Origin of the sequence: Luteimonas saliphila (assembly GCF_016774335.1) — a bacterium.
In the GTDB taxonomy this organism is placed as follows: domain Bacteria; phylum Pseudomonadota; class Gammaproteobacteria; order Xanthomonadales; family Xanthomonadaceae; genus Luteimonas; species Luteimonas saliphila.
Map to the genome: position 1 here is coordinate 267,479 of NZ_JAETWA010000047.1, position 17,888 is coordinate 285,366.

A 17,888-nucleotide genomic window follows, 5' to 3' on the forward strand; every position below is an offset into this window, starting at 1 on the left:
GGTGCCCGAACCTCAGTCCGCGGCGCCGGCACCCTCCTTCAGGAAATCCACGAACGCCCGGAGCGGCGCCGGCACGTGCCGGCGGTCGTGGTAGTACAGATAGGGACCGTCGAAGGACTGCCACCAGTCTTCCAGTACCGGCCGCAGGGTGCCCTGGTCGAGGAACGGGCGCAGGTATTCCTCGAACGTATAGATTATGCCGACGCCGCCCAGGGCGGCGCCGACCTCCAGGTCCTGCGAGGAAGTCAGCAGCGGGCCCTGGGGCGCGATGCGGACGGTGCGTCCCTTCCGCTCGAGTTCCCACACGCCCAGCTTGCCGCTTTCGAAGCGATGGCCGATCAGGCGGTGTGCGGGCAGTTCCCTGGGGTGCCGCGGGGTGCCGTGCTTCGCCAGGTAGGCGGGAGAGGCCGCTGCGACGAAGCGCTGCCGGCGCGGGCCGATCGGCACGGCGATCATGTCCCGGGCCAGGCTTTCCTCGTAGCGTACGCCCGCGTCGTAGCCGGCGGCCAGGATGTCGATGTGGGTGTTGTCCATCGCGACTTCGACGGTCAGCCCGGGATGCCGCTGCAGGAACGCGGGCATCAGCGTCGGCAGCACGAAACGCGCCACCGGCACCGGGACGTTGAGCCGCAGGTTGCCGACCGGCCCATCCGCGCTGTCGTCGAGGTCGTCGAACGCGGCGCCGATTTCGTCCAGCGCCGGGCGTAGCCGCCGCAGCAGGCGTGCGCCGGCCTCGGTCGGGGTCACGCTGCGCGTGGTCCGGTTGAGCAGCCTGACGCCAAGATCGGACTCGAGCCTGCGGATGCAGTCGCTGAGCGACGAGGCCGACATGCCGCGCCTGTGCGCGGCGACTCTGAAGCCGCCCGCATCCGCCACCGCCGCGAACAGGGCGACGTCGCTCAGGTTGGGCTGGCGCATGTCGCGGCCTCCTCCGGCTGACCTGCAATTGTACGACTGAACGTACACGGCATCCAGATTTACCCGGCTTATCAAGCGCAATCACGGCGCCAACAATGCCTGGGCGTCGACGCGGCGCCGCCTGCCGGAGCCCCCGCCGACCTCCCCCATCAAGCACGAGGAGTGGACCATGAGGACTGTTCGAACCCACCATTCGCCCGACCGCGCGCCGCGGTCGCGCAGGCGTTTCACGGCGGCGGGGCTGGCCCTGGGCTTCCTGCTCGAGGCCGGCAACGCCTTCGCGCAACACCCGCCCAAGCCGGACTGGACCCTCGCGGACATGCCCTCGCAGGCCGGTCGCATCTTCCTGGTCACCGGCGGCACCAGCGGCATGGGCTTCGAGGACGCCAAGGCCCTGGGCGCGGCGGGCGCACGGGTGGTGATCGCCGCGCGCAATCCGCAGCGCGGGGAAGAAGCGGTCGCGCGCATCCGGCGCGAACATCCGGAGGCCCAGGTCCAGTTCGAAGCCGTGGACCTGTCCGACCTGTCCTCGGTGCGCGCCCTGGGCGAACGACTCGCCGCCACCCTGCCCCGGCTCGACGGCCTGATCAACAACGCCGCGATCATGGCGCCGCCAGAGCGCGGCGTCTCGGCCGACGGCTTCGAATCGCAGCTGGCCACCAACTACATCGGCCACTTCGCGCTCACCGCGCAGGTGCTGCCGCTGCTGCGCAGGAGCGAATCGCCACGCGTCGTCACCCTGGCCAGCATCGCGGTCGCGCGCGGCGCCATCGACTTCGACGACCTGCAGTCGACCCGCCGCTACGACCCGTACCGCGCCTACGCCCAGTCCAAGCTGGCGTGCCTGATGTTCGCGTTCGAGCTGCAGCGACGCAGCGACGCCGCGGGCTGGGGCATCCGCAGCATCGCCGCCCACCCGGGCGTCGCCGTGACCGAGCTGGTGCGGCGTGGCCCGGGGCTGGACAGCGAATTCGGGCGCGAATGGGCCAGCGAGCGCGAGGAGTACCACTCGCCCGCCCAGGGCGCGTTGCCGACCCTGTACGCCGCCACCGCGCCCGAGGCGCAGGGCGGCGCGTACTACGGGCCCATCGGCGAGGAGGAGAAGCGCGGACCGCTCGGCCTGGCCACGGTACCCGCCGCCGCCAGGGACGTCGAAGCGGCCGCACGCCTGTGGGCGGAAACCGAACGTCTGGCCGGCCTCGGCTTCCGCTGACCGGCGCCGCCATCATGCCGACCGCAACCCTGGCGCGGCGCCTCGGCGCCGCGATCAATGCCGAACGCCATGAACTGGCGCCCGCCCTCACCGGCTTCGCCCTGTTCTTCTGCCTGTTTTCCGGCTACTTCATGCTGCGGCCGGTGCGCGAGTCGATGGGCATCATGGCCGGCGTCGAGCACCTGCAATGGCTGTTCACCGCGACCTTCGTGTCCACGCTGGCGGTCGTGCCATTGTTCGCGTGGCTCGGCTCACGGGTGCCGCGCCGGCATTTCGCGGACTGGGTGTACGGCGTGTTCTGCGTGAACCTGCTGGCGTTCGCGGGCGCGTTCCATTTCGCCGGCGAGAGCGTCTGGATCGCGCGCGCGTTCTACGTGTGGATCTCGGTCTACAACCTGTTCGTGGTCTCGGTGACGTGGAGCCTGATGGCCGACGTGTTCGACGGGCGCCAGGCGCGACGCCTGTTCGCGTTCATCGCCGCCGGCGCCAGTGTCGGCGGCCTGGTCGGCCCTGCGGCGAGCGCCTTGCTGGTCGGCGCGACCGGCGAGGCCGGGCTGGTGCTGCTCGCCGGCCTGCTGCTCGGCCTGGCGCTGGCGCTCAAGGCGCCATTGATGCGCTGGCGCGAGACCGGCGGCGCCGGCAGGCCCGGCGCGCCGCCCGCCGAGAGCACCCGCAGGCCGATCGCCGGCAACCCGTTCAGCGGCATGACGCGGGTGCTCCGCTCGCCCTACCTGCTGGCGGTGGGCGCCTTCGTCGTGTTGCTGGCGACGGTCACCACCTTCCTGTACTTCGAGCAGGCGCGGTTCGTCGCAGGGTATTTTCCCGATCGCGCTTCGCAGATCCGTGTCTTCGGGCTCATCGATGTCGCGGTGCAGGCCGGTGCGCTCGGGTCGCAACTGTTCGTCACCGGACGCATCGCCCAGAAGCTGGGCGTGCGCGTGCTGCTGGCGATCGTGCCGATCGTGGTCTGCATGGGCTTCATCGGGCTTGCGCTGGCGCCGAGCTTCGCGATGCTCGCGGCCCTGATGATCGTGCGCCGCATCGGCGAGCACGCCTTCGTCCGGCCCGGCCGCGAGATGCTGTTCGCGCCGCTGGACGCGGAGAGCAAGTACAAGGCCAAGGGCTTCATCGACACGGTGGTCTATCGCGCGGGCGACGCCGGCAGCGCCTGGGTCAAGAGCGCGCTCGACCTGATCGGCCAGGGCACGGTGCTGGTGGCGCTGGTCGGTGCCGCCTGCGCACTGGCCTGGGGCGGACTGGGCTGGCTGATCGGCCGGCGGGCGGATCGCATGGGCGGCAGAGCGGACACCGACGCTCGCGATCATGCAGGACCGCAAGTCCTGAAGACGCTGGCGGCCCGTCGCGGATCGTGAGCCGTCGCGGTGGTGCACACATGGCGGCAAGCAGCGGACGCCAGGTGGCGGACCAGCCATCGAAAAGCTGATGTACCTGATTGAGGTATAAGGATTCTTTACAGTAACAACAGCGTCGACTCGCGCTCTGACTCACGTCCAGTTGCTGGGTCCGCGCCCTCACACCTCGAACCAAGATTGGCGCTCCCGACCGGTCCAGATCGATCATCTGCATGAGGTGCGTTTTAACGGATTACGTATTGTCGGCATGAGCACGCTCGACGCCCTGCAGGAGGCACCACCTGTTGGCGTGATCCGCTCGCCCATGATCGATCACCGGCTGCTTCCGACCCGTTGCATTCGACGCTGCGCGAACGCATTCATCTCCCGGTTGATTGTGGATGAACCATGTCGCCGGCATCACTGCGCCACAGGCTCGGGGAACGATCTGATCCATGCATGGGGCAGACGGGAGGGTCCTCGACCGTCCACGGCACCAGGGTAAGCGCGTAGGCCACCTCAAGCGCGCTGTCCTGGCTCGTGCCCGGCAAGTCGGGGGACACTGGACAGTGTGGTGGAACACCGCGGCCAAGTGGAAGGTCGTCCCAGGCGAAACGGAACTTCAGTAGTGGAATGTGCAGCAGCATTCCACTGTTGGGTAGCCGAACTTCCCACGTATATCCACTGGTATTGCCGGCGTGCGCTCCCGCCACTTCTTCGCCCACGAACAAGCCACGTTGCACGTGGTAGAGCATCGAAGAGAGTTCTGCGGCTCCCGAGAATGTCTCACCGCCCGCCAGCACGATGAGCCGGCCGTCGAACAGGGGCGACCTGGCTTGCCAATGCGACATCAGCCCTTCGGGCGGCTCGTTGCGGCGGGACAGGTGGCCATTGGGAAGGCGCTCCTGAGCTGCCAGTTCCTGCTTGTCGAAAACCTCCACCGAGTACAGGCGTCCCTGTCTGTCGGCCACGGAAAGCGACGCGTCACGGGCTTCCACCGAGGCGTACTTTCGTAACGGATCGCGGACGAAGTAGGAGAACAGGTAGTTCTCATTGCCCTCCGACCCGCCGCCATTCCGGCGGAGATCGAGGATCAAGTTGCGTGCTCCGCGCGTGTTCAGCGTCTCGAACAGTTGACGGATGACGGTTCGATAGTCGCTTCCGGCTTCGCGATAAAGCCGATTGCTGAAGGTCGGAACCAGCAGCCGGGCCGTCTGGCCGTCCAGCCACTCAAGGCTGGCCAGCGGTGACTCCTCGGGTCTCGTCGGTGCCGTTCGTGCCGCGGCGGCAATGCCTGCGACCACCCGTTCGTTGATCTCGCCGGAGGCATCCTGCAAGCGTAGACGGTAACGCTTGGCGCCTCCCCGCATCCAATAGCGTAACTTCGCATAGCCTGCGCCCCCGGCTTCACGCATCGCGCCGGTGGCGATCCGGCCGTCGTGTCCCAGCGCCGCCATCGACTCCCTCACCAGGTCGTCCGCCGACTCTCCGTCGATGGCCAGTAAGCGGGTGCCGGGAGACACGTTGGCGGCATCTCCCCATCCCATCTCGACCCAGGCTCCTCCTTCCGTCCAGTGAATGTCGAGCGGAAGCAACCCTTGACCCTGCCGGTCCATGCGTTTCATCGCCGGGCTACGCTGCAGGAACAGATGACCTTCGCCGATCCGGCTGAGCAGCGGCCTGAGCACGCGAAACAACCCCTGTGCGTCTTCCGCGTAGGGAAGCATTTGACGCGCTTCCTGTTTGGCGAGCCGCCAGGCGCGCTCGGATTGGAACCACGTCGCATCCGGAAGAGCGGCCTCGACCGCTTTCACGGCTAGATCGAAGTCCTCTTCCACCTGCGCAGGCGTCATGACGGTTGAAGTGTTGTCGGGCGCCGCGCTCAAGCCTGTGGGCAGGCATGCAGCGGCTAGAAACAGCCACCTCGTCCACGGATTGACCTGGTTCATCGTTCGGCGCCTAATAGGCAAAATATTGCTTTTCATTGGAGGCGAATAAGTTTGCCTAGTCAACCCATCCCGGAATTCCTGGCGTACGTCGCGCACAACGTGAAGGCGCGCCGCCTTGCGGCCGGCCTGAGCCAGCGTTCGCTCGCCGACGCTGCGGGTGTGAGCTTGCGCATGGTGGGAGCGATCGAGAACGGCACCAGCAGCGTGAGCACCTCCACCCTGGACCGGCTGGCGATCGTATTGGGTGCCAGTCTTGCGGAGTTGGTGGCCAATCCGCAGAGCCCATCGACGCAGCAGCCGCGGCGACCGGGATGGAAGGGGCGCTACGGGGGAACCGGCACGTTGTTGTCCAGCGTCCGTGCTGCGCGCGAAGTGGAAACCTGGGAATGGCGGCTGGAGCCGGGCGAGTCCTATCGCGCCGGCGCAGATCCTCAAGGCTGGCACGTGCAACTTGTGGTTGCCTTAGGCCAGGTGACCCTACTCATGAAAGGTGAGGAACGAACACTGCGCGTTGGTGCCCACGTGTTCGCCAGTGATCATCCACATGCGTTCGCCAATCGGGGGGAAAGCCAGGCGCACTTCTTCAGGATGACCATTTGTTAGGCATGGCGTGCGCACACCGGTTTCTACACGAGGCTCGAGTACCCACTTTGGGGGCGGAATGGGCCCCGCCCGAGACTCGTGGCGATTGACGGACGAGCGCCAACCGTGAAAGCCGATCGCTGGCGGACTGGGTGCATGCGCGTTCAGGTGGCAGCTGTCGGCCGAACGGCGCCGTCCAGCCCTGAGCGATCACTAGAACCAGCAATGTGAGCTGCAGCAGGATGCCGGCCGCGAAATCGCTCTCCACGTCGAATGCGAACTCAAAGCGGACTGCGCCACGAAGTCCGGTCGCGCGGCGACAACCTGTCGGGATCGTGCACGTCGAACAGGTCGTCTGCAGTCAACTGGTCCGGATAGAGCACGAGGTTCACGCCGCCCGGCTGTCGTGTCGACGGGAAGGCCAGACTGGCGGCCCGCGAGGCCAACACCCTATCGGCCATTTCCCAGGTCGGCGGCTCGATCCGTTGCCGGAACCACAGGTCCTTCCAGGCGCAGTCCCACTCCCGCCACAGCGCGTCCCACGCCGGCGAGAAGCCGCCGCTGAAATCGACAATCCGTGCGAGCGTCACCCGGTAAGCGGCCATCGTGCCGGGCGAGACAGCTGTTCGGCCTGGCCGTACTCGGCGATGGCGGTATCCGGCGTGGTCGACAGATACACCGCGTGCGTCCCCGGGCGGTTGAAGCGACCGTCCTTGGCGGCAGCGCCGGCGCCGCTCTTGGGCTCGAACGCCCAGCTCGGCGTCAGGACGCGGTAGTACACCGCATCCGGCCCGACGCCATCGAAGATCATCCGGTCGCGCCGGCCGACAGGTTGATCAGGTAGTCGCGGAGGCCGTCGGCCGAGCCATCGGCCACCAACTGCTCGGCGGCGCGGCCATCCAACTCCATCAGCGGCACGTTGCGGAACCAGAACACCGCCCGCTGCCGATCGCCGCCGGTCAGTTCCACCGCGATCGCCAGCACACTGGCGGCGCCGCGCAGATGGTCCTGCAGCTTTTCCGCATCCGGCGAACGGGTGGTCGTGGTGCGATGCACTTTCGCCAGTTCGGCCAGCCGCTGGGTACTGATGTGGTGCGTGTCGCTGAAGGCGGACGGCGAGAAGTAAGGCGCGCCGGGCTCCCGCAGGTCTTCCAGGAACCGGGCAGCATGATCGCGGTTCAGGACGGCGTTCATGGGAGCACCAGGATTGGGGTGTGATGCACTTATGATGCAATTTTGATGCATGTCAACTTTTCACCCGGTGGCCTCCGCCATTCCCATTCCGCCGACAACACTTCCTCGTCCGCCAGACGGTCGCGCGGCTCCGGCTTCGATCAGGCTGCGGACGGGGGGATTCAGATCCCGGCCCGCCGCGATCACGCTCACCGCCGGCGGCCGCCTGGCCGGCATGTGCTGGACATCGAGGCAACGCCGACACGGGTTGCCGACCTTCCGGATCTCTCGCTGGCTGCCGAACCCGGCCATGCCCGATGCGATCGCGAGCGCGGGGTTCCACCGCCGATAGCGCTGATGCGCCCACACGGCGATCCGGTCGCCGTGCGCCCCTGCGGGCGCCACCTGGACGCATGCGTACAACGGCAGCGCAACGGCCCCGAAAGATGCCGGATAGCGGAAGAATGGGCCCACCAGGACTCGAACCTGGAACCAAGGGATTATGAGTCCCCTGCTCTGACCATTGAGCTATAGGCCCGCGCCGTGGCCATTATCACCGCGGCGGATGCAGATGCGCAGGCGGGTACGGTCGCGGGACGTGCCGGCAGCGCCTCCGGCACCGGGATGCCGAGTTCGCCCCTTGATGTCCGGGCCGCTGGCCTCACCGCCGCTTTGCGCGCCACAGCCGCCGGGGGTAGAGTCCGCCGTGACCGCCCCGAGGGCGCAGTCGCGTTGCCTTGGGCATGTCCAGCGAGATCACCCGGCTGCTGCAGGAGCACCATCGCGGCGACCGCGAGGCGTTCGACCGTGTGGTGCCGCTGGTGTTCGACCGCCTGCGTGCGATCGCGCGCGGGCAGCTGGCGCGCGGCGGCGGCCGCGGCGCCACCATGGACACCGGCGTGCTGGTGCAGGAAACCTACCTGCAGCTGGCCGACGAACAGGGCGTGGACTGGAACGACCGCGGACACTTCTTCGCGATCTGCGCGCGGGCGATGCGCCGCATCCTGGTGGACCACGCGCGCATGCGACATGCGGCCAAGCGCGGCGGCGGGCTGCAAGCGGTCACGCTCACCGCCGACATCGCCGCGGTCGACGACCGGCTCGAACTCGTGACCGGCGTGGACCGCGCGGTGGACGAACTGGCGGCGTTCAACCCGCGCCTGGCGCAGGTGGTGGAATGCCGCTTCTTCGCCGGCATGAGCGAGGAGGAAACCGCGATCGCGCTCGACAGCTCGCTGCGCACGGTGCAGCGCGACTGGATGCGCGCACGGGCCTGGCTGCTGAAGGCGCTGGGATGAACGCCGGCGGCGATCCGCGCGCCGAACTCGACCGTTTGTTCGACGAGGCGCTCCAACGCGAGGGCATCGAGCGCGCCGCCTTCCTCGACGCGGCCACGGCAGGCAGGCCGCAGCTGCGCGCGGAGCTGGAAGTCCTGCTGGCGCTGTGCGAATCCCCGGCGCCCGCGCTCGAGCCCGGGGTGCTGCACGACGAAGGCCTGTGGCGCTCGCTCACCGATGAGGGCGACGCCGATGCGAACGCCGCCGCCGATGCGCAGGCCGGGCGCAGCGTCGGCGCCTGGACGCTGCGCCACGAACTCGGCCAGGGCGGCATGGGCACGGTGTTCCTGGCCGAACGCAGCGGCGACGGGTTCGCGCAGCTCGGCGCGCTCAAGCTGATCCGTGCGGGCGTGGATACCGCTGCATTCCTGGCGCGTTTCGCCCAGGAACGCCGGATCCTCGCCGGCTTCAACCATCCCGGCATCGCCCGGCTGCTCGACGGCGGCCGCGACCCGGGTGGCCAGCCGTGGCTGGTGATGGAATACATCGACGGCGAACCGCTCGACCGCTACTGCGACCGGCATCGGCTCGACGTGCGGCAGCGCATGACGCTGTTCCTGCAGGTCGCGCGCGCAGTGGCGCACGCGCACCGGCACCTGGTGGTGCATCGCGACCTCAAGCCGTCGAACATCCTGGTCGACGCCGATGGCCAGGCCAAGCTGCTGGATTTCGGGATCGCCAAGATCCTCGCGCCGGAGGGCGTCGACCCGCTCGTCCCCCCCGACGCGCAGACCGCCGTCGCCACCCGCATCTTCACCCCGGAGTACGCCGCGCCCGAGCAGGTCCTGGGCCGGGCGGCGACCACCGCGGTCGACGTCTACCAGCTCGGGCTGCTGCTGTACGAGTTGCTCGCCGGGCGGCGCGCCTTCGATCGCGCCGACGATGCCGCGCAGGCCTCGCGCCGCGCGCACGAGGGCATCGAGCCACCGGCGCCCGGCAGCTTGGCATTCGACGCCGAGGCCTGCGAAGCGCGGCGGACCACGCCGCGCGGACTGCGGCGCGCCCTGCGCGGCGACCTCGACACGATCGTTCGCAAGGCGCTGCGCGCCGCGCCCGAACGCCGCTACGCCACCGCGCAGGCGCTGGCCGACGACATCGTGCGCTGGCAGGAAGGCCGTCCGATCCAGGCGCGGCCCGAGAGCGTGCGTTACCGCGCCACGAAATTCGTGCAGCGCCACCCGTTCGGCGTGGCGGGCGCGGCGGCTTCGTTGCTGCTGCTGTTGGCGTACGCCGCCACGGTGACCATGCAGGCCGAGACCATCGCCCGCGAACGCGACCGCGCCCGCGCCGAGGCGGTCAAGGCGCAGCAGGTGAAGGCGCTGGTGCTGCGGCTGTTCGAGAACGCGGACCCGCAGTCGGGCAGTGCGCAGCTGAGCGCACGCGAACTGCTCGACCGCGGCTGGGCCGGCATCGAAGCCGAACTGGGCGACCAGCCCGAGGTGCGGATCGAACTGCTCGACACCGTGGCCGAGGCCTATCGCCAGCTCGGCCTCTACGACCACGCGCAGCCGCTGCTCGACGCGGCGGTGGAAGCGGCCACGACCCAGGCCGCCGCGCACCCGGCGCTGCTGCCGCGCGCGCTGCGCAGCAAGGGCCGGCTGCGCAGCGACCAGGGCGACTACGCAGAAGCAGGCGTGTTGTTCGACCAGGCGCTCCAGGGCTACCGCGCGCTGCACGCCGGCGCCCATGCCGACATCGCCGACACGCTCGGCGACCTCGGCCTGCTCGCGCTGCGCGAGGGGCAGTGGCCGGAAGCCGAGGGGCGCTACCGCGAGTCGCTGGCGATGCGCCGGCAGCTGTTCGGCGACGAACATGTCGACATCGCCGACAGCCTCGACCAGCTCGGCGTGGTGATCCGCCACCAGGGCGACTACGCCGGCGCCGAACCGCTGCTGGCCGAAGCGCTGGCGTTGCGCCGCCGGCTGCTGCCGCCACACCACCCGATGCTCGCGCGCAGCCTGTCCAACCTGGCACTGGCGCACAACGACCTCGGCCGCTACGACGAGGCCGAGACGCTGTACCGCGAAGCGATCGCGGTGATGTCGCACAGCCACGACAAGCGGCATCACCGCGTCGCCGCGATCAAGAACAACCTGGCGCGGGTGCTGCAGGTGCGGCGCGACTATCCCGCCGCCATCGCCCTGTTGCGCGAAACGCTGGAGATCCGCCGCGAGGCCTTCGGCGAACGGCACCCGAACGTCGCCCTCAACCTCAACGACCTCGGCCGGCTGCTCGCGGAGTCAGGCGATGCGCAGACCGCCGAGATCCATTACCGCCAGGCGCTGGACGCCTATCCGGCGGACCACCCCTGGCGCTCGGCCACGGTGTTCAACCTCGGCCTGCTGGCGGAGGAACAGGGGGATCTCGCCGCCGCCGAGCGGCACTACCGCGAGGCGCTGGAGACCCAGCGGCGCGACTACGGCGAGAACCACGACCGCGTCGGCACCGACCTCAACCGCCTGGGCGTGGTACTGCGGCGCCAGGGCCGCCTGGACGAGGCGGAAACCAGCCTGCGCCAGGCCCTGGCGATCTACCGCCAGCGTCTGCCGGCGGGTCACCCGCGACTCGCCGCAGTGCTGCTGCCGCTGGGCGAGCTGCTGCTGGAACGGGGGCGGCGCGAGGAGGCCGAACCCCTGTTGCGCGAAGCCCGGGATGCGCTGCAGGCCGCGTTCGGCGACGAGGATCCGCGCACGCTCGAAGCCATGCAGTCGCTCGCGCGCGCGAACTCCGGCTGAGGGCGACCGCGCGCATGGCGCGACCGGGGACGTGGCATCCCGGCCGCGCCGTTCCGGCACCGCTCAGCCGCAGTTGCCCTCCACCTTCACCCGCACCCGGCGCAGGTTGTTGGCCTCGTCGCTCTCGGCGACGTTGCCGGGCGCGTCGGCGTGCACATAGAGCATCCAGGTTCCCGGCGCGAGCGAGAGGTGGCCGTCGGAGGTCCCGATCTCGCCCGGCGCCAGCGCCGGCAGCGCCTTGGTCGCGAGCACTTCGCCGTCCTGGGTGTCGCGCATGATCCGGTTCGCAGTCGCGCCCGAGGCCAGCTGGCCGTCGTTGCGGGTGCGATAGAGATAGCGGAAGCCGCAGCGGCCCAGCCTGCGGAACGAGGCCGACGCCGCCGACACCGTCGCTTCGGTGCCCCAGGGGATCGCCTGGTCGCCGAGGCGGAAGTTCTCGACGAGGACCAGATCGGCCTGATCCACGGCCGCCTGCAGCTGGATCGGCCCGCCCTGGTCGCGGTCGGCCTGCGGGTTCGGCGTCAGCCCGACCTGGCCGGGCTGGCAACCCAGCACCGGGTTCACGCCCGGCGCCACCGGCTTCCAGCCGCTGGGGCAACCGGCCGGCGGTGCAGCGCGGCCGGGCCGCTGCGTCAGCACCAGGTTGGCGGGCACGCAGCGCAGCGCCGGGTTCAGGCCCTGCGGCGCGGGCTTCCAGCCGCTCGGACAGCCCGGCTGCGGTCCGGCCGCCTGGCGCGTTGGCGGCGCGAGGTTCGAGGGCTGGCAGCGCAGCAGCGGATTCACGCCGGGGGCCACCGGCTCCCAGCCGGCCGGGCAACCCGGCGGCGGCGCCGCAACCCCGGGGGCAAGCGTGGCGGTGTAGTTGTCCGGGAGGCAGCGCAGCGCCGAGTTGAGGTTCTGCGGCACCGGCTTCCAGCCGTCGGGGCAGCCGGCTGGCGGCGCCGCGCGTTGCGGCGCGGCGGTCCGGGTCTGCGCGTTGGCGCCCAGGGTCGCGAGCGAGAGCGCGAGGGCGAGGGTCGCCAGTGCGGCCCGCGGCGGCATGGCCGCGCGCAGTGCAGGGGTGATCCGGCGGGGAATGGTGGTCATGACAAGCTCCTGTGGAAGGGATGGCGGTGTGGAACCGGGTCGAATCCGCACCGGCCAGGGCCGGGGGTTCGATCTGTCAGTCGTACTGGGTGGGGAAAACCCGCCACCTCGCATCGCCAGGCAGCCCGCCGCGGTTCATGCCGAACCACGCGGGCGGCCCTCGCCCCGGAAAAACGCCGGCGCGCAGCGGGACAGGCCGCCGCGGGGTACCGCGGACCGGCGGTGGCGGGTTCTTCCGGGAGACCGCGACTAGGGAACTGCGGACCGCGACGCGCCGCGTCCACCAGCGGCCGCAGCCACCCATCACCGGAGCACATCCATGAACCGTCCGTCCTCCTCCCTCCCCGGCCTGTGCCTGGGCGCCTGCATGCTGCTGGCGCTGGGCCACGCCCGCGCTGAAGACCACGCCCCCGCCACGGCCACGGCCAACCTGGCCATCGCGCCGATGGAGAAAACCGCCGGCATCTACCGGATCCCCTACGCCGACGGCACCAGGGTGCGGATCGGCCGCGACCACAACACGCATACGCCCAAGGGTCGCTACGACATGAACGGCCAGGGCGGCGGCACCTACCGGATCGTGGCGGCGGCCGACGGCTACGTCACCCACATCGAGGATCGCTACAGCGCGCGCCTCGACTGCAAGGACCTGCCCGACAGCGAGAAGAAGAACAACTACGTCTGGATTCGCGGCGACAACGACGAGTCGATCAAGTACAGCCACGCGCGGCAAGGCTCGAGCACCGGCAAGGCGAAGCTGAAGGTCGGCCAGTTCGTGACCGCCGGCACCTACCTCGGCGATGAGGGCGACGTCGGCTGCGCGGGTGGCCCGCACCTGCACGTCGAAGCGGCGGTGCTGCGCGCCACCGATCCGATCACCGAAGTCGGCGGTTTCGTGCGCGACAACGCCGGCAGCAAGCGCAACCGCGTCATGCGCGTGTGCGGCGCGCCGGGAGGCGTGTTCGCCGCCGGTCAGACGCTGACCGCGCGCAAGGTGCCAGGCGCGATCAAGCCCGGCGCCGCCGAAGTCGCGCGCCACGGCGTGCCTGCCGGCGACTACCAGTGCCTGTTCGACCAGGCGGTGGCCTCGGGTTACATGCCCGAATGGATCGACGGCTTCGAGGTCGGCGGCAAGGGCTACTACAACGTGGTGTTCCGGCCGAAGGGCGGCACGTGGGCGGCGTTCCACGGCCTGACCGGCAGCCAGTACCAGCAGCGCTTCGACCAGTACCAGCGCCAGGGCTACCGCCCGCACCAGGTCGAAAGCTACCCGGCCGGTGGCGGCGTGCGCTACGCGGTGATCTTCCGCAAGCAGGCCGGACCGCAGTACGCGGCGTACCACGGCCTGAGCGCCGCCCAGCACCAGCAGCGATTGAACGCGCTCACCGGCGACGGCTACCGGCCACGCAACGTCTCGGTCGTCTCCAGCGGCGGCGAGCGCCGCTACACCGCGCTGTTCGACAAGTCCGACCTCGGCAGCTGGCAGTCGAAATCCCAGCTCAGCGCGGCCGAGTACCAGCAGGCGTTCGACGACAATGCGAAGCACAAGCGGCAGCTGGTCTACCTCAACAGCTACACCCACGGCGGCCAGCCGTACTTCAGCGCGATCTGGAGTTCGAAACCCACCGGCACCCATCGCGCGCGTCACGGCCTGACCTCCGCGCAATACCAGTCGGAATGGCAGGGTGCCACCGGCAGCGGCCTGCGCACGCGTGCCGTCACCGGCTACGGGGTCGGCAACTCGCCCCGCTATGCGGCGTTCTGGAGCCGCTGAGCCAGCAGGGTTGCGCGCTGGATAGCAGGAACCCGCCAGCCGGCGGGTTCCTGTTCAACGGGTTCCTGTTGGACATGCGGCGGATTGGACATGCGACGGAGCGCCGCGGTGTTCGACCGTCGCTGCAAGCACCGCCACTTCAAGCACCGCCACTTCAAGCCATGCGCCTGATCGGCGCCCACTCTTCGCTCCGGCTGCGCGATCACATAGTCCCGGTCACGGCGCCCGCGCACCCAAGCCATCCCCCGGGCAGCGAGCGCACCGGGGCAGCGCACCAGGGCAGCGAGAATCGCACGACCGCGACCGGACGACGAGGTACCGGCCGCGATCGCGCGACACGAACCGGGCGGCAGGTGCCGCCCGGTCCGTTGCAGGGACGGATCAGTAGCCGTCGTTGTTGTTCTCGCCGTCCGCGGCCGAATTGGCCTCCTCGGCGGCGTCCTGCGCCTGCTCGGCGGCGTCGGCGGCCTTCTCGGCGGCATCGGCCAGGTCTTCGCGGCGGGTCATCTCGTCGCCGGTATCCACCTGGGCGGCGATGTGCGCGCTCGCGTCGGCTGCCGCATCGGCGGCGTCGGCAGCGGCCTGCGCGGACTCGGCCGCGGCCAGATCGCCGGTGTTCGCCGCATTCTGCGCGGCCTGCTGCGCCTCGGCGGCCGAGTCGGCGGCCTCCTGTGCGGAGTTGGCGGCCTGGTCGGTGTTGCTGCAGGCACCCAGGCCGGCGGCCAGGGCAAGCGCAAGAAGGGTCTTGGTGGTCGTCGTCATCGGGCAGATCTCCTGGTTCGGGCGCACGCTGCGCCGTCGGGGGGCAACTCTGCCGGGGCCGATGTTGGCGTCGCGCGAACGTCCCGCAATGGCCGCGTGTAGCGTTCAGCTTTCTTCGAGGGATGAAAAAAAAAGCCCAGGCGCGGATGCGGCCGGGGCTCTCGAAGGTGCGAGCCAGGCCCACCGCAGGGCCTGGCCGGTACGCGGTCAGTCGATGTCGAGGAACGAGCGCAACTGCTCGGAACGGCTGGGATGGCGCAGCTTGCGCAGCGCCTTGGCCTCGATCTGGCGGATCCGCTCGCGGGTGACGTCGAACTGCTTGCCGACTTCCTCGAGGGTGTGGTCGGTGTTCATGTCGATGCCGAAGCGCATGCGCAGCACCTTGGCCTCGCGCGGGGTCAGCCCGGCCAGCACGTCGCGCACGGTCTCGGACAGGTTGATGTTGGTCGTGGCCTCGATCGGGGAGTCGACGTTGGTGTCCTCGATGAAGTCGCCCAGGTGGGAGTCCTCGTCGTCGCCGATCGGGGTCTCCATCGAGATCGGCTCCTTCGCGATCTTCATCACCTTGCGGATCTTGTCCTCGGGCATGTCCATTTCCTTGGCCAGCTCCTCCGGCGTGGCCTCGCGGCCGTACTGCTGGAGCATCTGCCTGGAAATGCGGTTGAGCTTGTTGATCGTCTCGATCATGTGCACCGGGATGCGGATGGTGCGCGCCTGGTCGGCGATCGAGCGGGTGATCGCCTGGCGGATCCACCAGGTGGCATAGGTCGAGAACTTGTAGCCGCGGCGGTATTCGAACTTGTCCACGGCCTTCATCAGGCCGATGTTGCCTTCCTGGATCAGGTCGAGGAACTGCAGGCCGCGGTTGGTGTACTTCTTGGCGATCGAGATCACCAGGCGCAGGTTGGCCTCGACCATCTCCTTCTTGGCCTTGCGCGCCTTGGCTTCGCCGTAGGCCATCGCCCGGTTGATCTCCTTAAGATCGGCGAGCGTGACCATCATCGCCTTCTCGACCGAGAGCGTGGCTTCCTGCTCGGCCACGATCTGGTCCTTGACCTCGCGCATGCCCGACGACCACTTCTGCTTGCGCTTGAGCACGTCGTCCACCCAGCCCAGGTTGGTCTGGTTGCCTTCCCAGGCGCGGATGAAGTCCTTGCGCGGCATCTTCGCCACGCGGGTCGACAGGTCGAGGATGCGGCGTTCGTGGTCCTTGATCTCGCCGACCACGTCGCGCAGCTTGCGCACCAGCACGTCGGTCAGCGGCAACGGCAGCTTGAGGGTGGTGAAGATCTCGGCCATCTCCTCGCGCAGCTTGAGCACGGGCTTGGCCTCGGCGCCGTTCTTGGCGTAGGACTTCTGGAACTTGGCGTAGAGCGCGGCCAGCGCCTCCATGCGGCGCGCGACCTCGGCCGGATCCGGGCCGGTGGGGCCGGCGTCCTCGGAATCGGCGTCGTCGGCGTCGTCATCGTCGCCGTCGGCATCGTCCGTGGCGGCGTCGTCGGCGACCGCGGCGACCGGGATCTCCTCCGCCGGTTCCTCGAGGTCGTTGAAGCCGACCACGATCTCGGCCAGGCGCTTCTTGCCCGCCTTGTGCAGTTCGTAGTCCTCGAGCAGCAGCTGCACCGACCACGGGAAGCTGGCCAGCGAGGACAGCATCTGGTTCAGGCCTTCCTCGATGCGCTTGGCGATCGCGATCTCGCCCTCGCGGGTGAGCAGCTCGACCGTGCCCATTTCGCGCATGTACATGCGCACCGGGTCGGTGGTGCGGCCGCCCTCGCTGTCGAGCGCGGTCAGCGTCGCGGCGGCTTCCTCGGCGGCGGTGTCGTCGACGTCGCGGTTGCCGGTTGAGTCGCCGGTGAGCAGCAGCGACTCGACGTCGGGCGCGATCTCGTGCACCTCGATGCCCATGCCGTTGATCATGCCGATGATGTCCTCGATCTGCTCCGGATCGACGAGGTCGTCGGGGAGGTGGTCGTTGACTTCGGCGTAGGTCAGATAGCCCTGTTCCAGCCCCTTGGAGATCAGGAGCTTGATGTCGGACTGTTCGGCTGGACGTTCGTTCGCCATGAGGCGCGCACCGGGGAGAAAAGTGAACCCGTAATTATACCATCGCCCCCGGGCGGATCCTGCCGGGAGGCCTGCGGCCCGGGCGCTCATCGGCCGGGCTGACGATCATATGGGGACCCGGGGCGGCGGTTTCCAGCCGGGCCTCGTAGCGACCTTGGCCGGCCCCAGCCCCCGGGCGATCACGCCCGCAGCAGGAAGGTCACCGGGCCGTCGTTGAGCAGGCGCACGGCCATGTGGGCACCGAAACGGCCGGTCTCGACCGGGGCCGGATGCCGCGCGCGGCATTCAGCCAGCAGTCGGTCGAACACGGCTTCCGCTTCGGCCGGCGCGGCCGCCGTGCTGAATCCCGGCCGCATGCCCGAGCGGGTATCGGCCGCCAGGGTGAACTGGCTGACCAGCAGCAGGCCGCCACCGGTGTCGGCCAGCGACCGGTTCATCCGCCCCTCGTCGTCGGCGAACACCCGGTAGCCGAGGAGCCGGCTCGCCATCCGCGCCACCTGCGCCTCGCCATCGCCCGGTTCCACCCCGACCAGGGCCAGCAGGCCGGGGCCGATGCGACCGACGACCTCGTCGTCGACGCTCACGCTGGCTTCGGTTACGCGCTGGATCAGGGCGAGCATGGGGAATGGGGAATGGGGAGTGGCGTAGAGGATGCCAGAGCGGAAGCCCAGGACTTTCTGGACAGCGAGTTTGAACCCTTCTCCCCGCGGGAGAAGGTGGCGCGAAGCGGCGGACGAGGGAGCGGCGGAGCGTTGCAGGTTCAGACACCACGCAAGTCGTGAGGCGATGACTCGCGCGCAGGGCCCATCCCCGTCGCTTCGCCGGACCCTCCCACCACCCTTTCGCGGCTGCGTCCCTGCCCTGCGCAGCACGCATGACGTTCACCAGACGCGCGACGCCCGCGCGCAATCCATGTGCGTTCGCGAGGGGTGCGGGACGC

General features: G+C 69.5%; 13 protein-coding genes, 1 tRNA gene and 1 pseudogene. 6 read left to right on the forward strand and 9 right to left on the reverse strand.

What is annotated here, in order from left to right:
- Window positions 1–12 precede the first annotated feature (12 nt).
- Entirely contained in the window at window positions 13–918 is a 906-nt protein-coding gene (locus tag JMO03_RS19635; RefSeq protein WP_202845449.1) for a LysR family transcriptional regulator, read from the reverse strand.
- Between the two features lie 169 nt (window positions 919–1,087).
- On the opposite strand from JMO03_RS19635, the gene JMO03_RS19640 reads away from it, so the two are divergent.
- Both JMO03_RS19640 and JMO03_RS19645 read left to right on the forward strand, forming a co-directional pair.
- Window positions 1,088–2,131, forward strand: coding sequence for an SDR family oxidoreductase (locus JMO03_RS19640; RefSeq protein ID WP_202845450.1), 1,044 nt, complete (start codon window positions 1,088–1,090; stop codon window positions 2,129–2,131).
- A gap of 14 nt (window positions 2,132–2,145) precedes the next feature.
- On the forward strand, window positions 2,146–3,504 hold the full coding sequence (locus tag JMO03_RS19645; RefSeq protein ID WP_202845451.1) for an NTP/NDP exchange transporter: 1,359 nt from the start codon (window positions 2,146–2,148) through the stop codon (window positions 3,502–3,504).
- Between the two features lie 359 nt (window positions 3,505–3,863).
- Here the strand turns inward: JMO03_RS19645 and JMO03_RS19650 are convergent, their stop codons facing one another.
- Window positions 3,864–5,432, reverse strand: coding sequence for a S41 family peptidase (locus tag JMO03_RS19650; protein WP_202845452.1), 1,569 nt, complete (start codon window positions 5,430–5,432; stop codon window positions 3,864–3,866).
- Window positions 5,433–5,483: 51 nt separating this feature from the next.
- Between JMO03_RS19650 and JMO03_RS19655 the strand changes: the two genes are divergently transcribed.
- Window positions 5,484–6,035, forward strand: a complete 552-nt coding sequence (locus JMO03_RS19655) for a helix-turn-helix domain-containing protein (protein WP_202845453.1) — start codon at window positions 5,484–5,486, stop codon at window positions 6,033–6,035.
- Window positions 6,036–6,295: 260 nt separating this feature from the next.
- Here JMO03_RS19655 and JMO03_RS21265 read toward each other — a convergent pair.
- From JMO03_RS21265 to JMO03_RS19675, 3 genes and pseudogenes are all read right to left on the reverse strand, one after another.
- Window positions 6,296–6,825: pseudogene (locus tag JMO03_RS21265) on the reverse strand (RES family NAD+ phosphorylase).
- Entirely contained in the window at window positions 6,822–7,208 is a 387-nt protein-coding gene (locus JMO03_RS19670; protein ID WP_202845455.1) for a hypothetical protein, read from the reverse strand. Before JMO03_RS19670 ends, JMO03_RS21265 begins: the two are co-directional and overlap by 4 nt.
- Before the next feature lie 444 nt (window positions 7,209–7,652).
- Window positions 7,653–7,725 (reverse strand) — tRNA-Ile (locus tag JMO03_RS19675).
- Window positions 7,726–7,930: 205 nt separating this feature from the next.
- Here JMO03_RS19675 and JMO03_RS19680 point away from each other — a divergent pair.
- Together JMO03_RS19680 and JMO03_RS19685 are read left to right on the forward strand one after the other, a co-directional pair.
- Window positions 7,931–8,485 carry an ECF-type sigma factor gene (locus JMO03_RS19680; RefSeq protein WP_202845456.1) on the forward strand — a complete coding sequence of 185 codons (555 nt, stop codon included), beginning with the start codon at window positions 7,931–7,933 and terminating at the stop codon, window positions 8,483–8,485.
- Window positions 8,482–11,259, forward strand: coding sequence for a serine/threonine-protein kinase (locus JMO03_RS19685; protein ID WP_202845457.1), 2,778 nt, complete (start codon window positions 8,482–8,484; stop codon window positions 11,257–11,259). Before JMO03_RS19680 ends, JMO03_RS19685 begins: the two co-directional genes overlap by 4 nt.
- A gap of 63 nt (window positions 11,260–11,322) precedes the next feature.
- Here the strand turns inward: JMO03_RS19685 and JMO03_RS19690 are convergent, their stop codons facing one another.
- Window positions 11,323–12,345: a CARDB domain-containing protein gene (locus JMO03_RS19690; RefSeq protein WP_202845458.1), complete on the reverse strand. Its 1,023-nt coding sequence runs from the start codon at window positions 12,343–12,345 to the stop codon at window positions 11,323–11,325.
- A gap of 319 nt (window positions 12,346–12,664) precedes the next feature.
- Between JMO03_RS19690 and JMO03_RS19695 the strand changes: the two genes are divergently transcribed.
- Complete coding sequence (locus tag JMO03_RS19695) at window positions 12,665–14,119, forward strand: peptidoglycan DD-metalloendopeptidase family protein (RefSeq protein WP_202845459.1); 1,455 nt, start codon at window positions 12,665–12,667, stop codon at window positions 14,117–14,119.
- A 381-nt stretch (window positions 14,120–14,500) separates the two neighbouring features.
- Here the strand turns inward: JMO03_RS19695 and JMO03_RS19700 are convergent, their stop codons facing one another.
- From JMO03_RS19700 to dtd, 3 genes are all read right to left on the reverse strand, one after another.
- Window positions 14,501–14,881, reverse strand: a complete 381-nt coding sequence (locus JMO03_RS19700) for a hypothetical protein (protein WP_202845460.1) — start codon at window positions 14,879–14,881, stop codon at window positions 14,501–14,503.
- Between the two features lie 207 nt (window positions 14,882–15,088).
- Window positions 15,089–16,948, reverse strand: a complete 1,860-nt coding sequence (gene rpoD / locus JMO03_RS19705; RefSeq protein WP_202845461.1) for an RNA polymerase sigma factor RpoD — start codon at window positions 16,946–16,948, stop codon at window positions 15,089–15,091.
- A 179-nt stretch (window positions 16,949–17,127) separates the two neighbouring features.
- Window positions 17,128–17,568 carry a D-aminoacyl-tRNA deacylase gene (gene dtd / locus JMO03_RS19710; RefSeq protein WP_202845462.1) on the reverse strand — a complete coding sequence of 147 codons (441 nt, stop codon included), beginning with the start codon at window positions 17,566–17,568 and terminating at the stop codon, window positions 17,128–17,130.
- Window positions 17,569–17,888 lie beyond the last annotated feature (320 nt).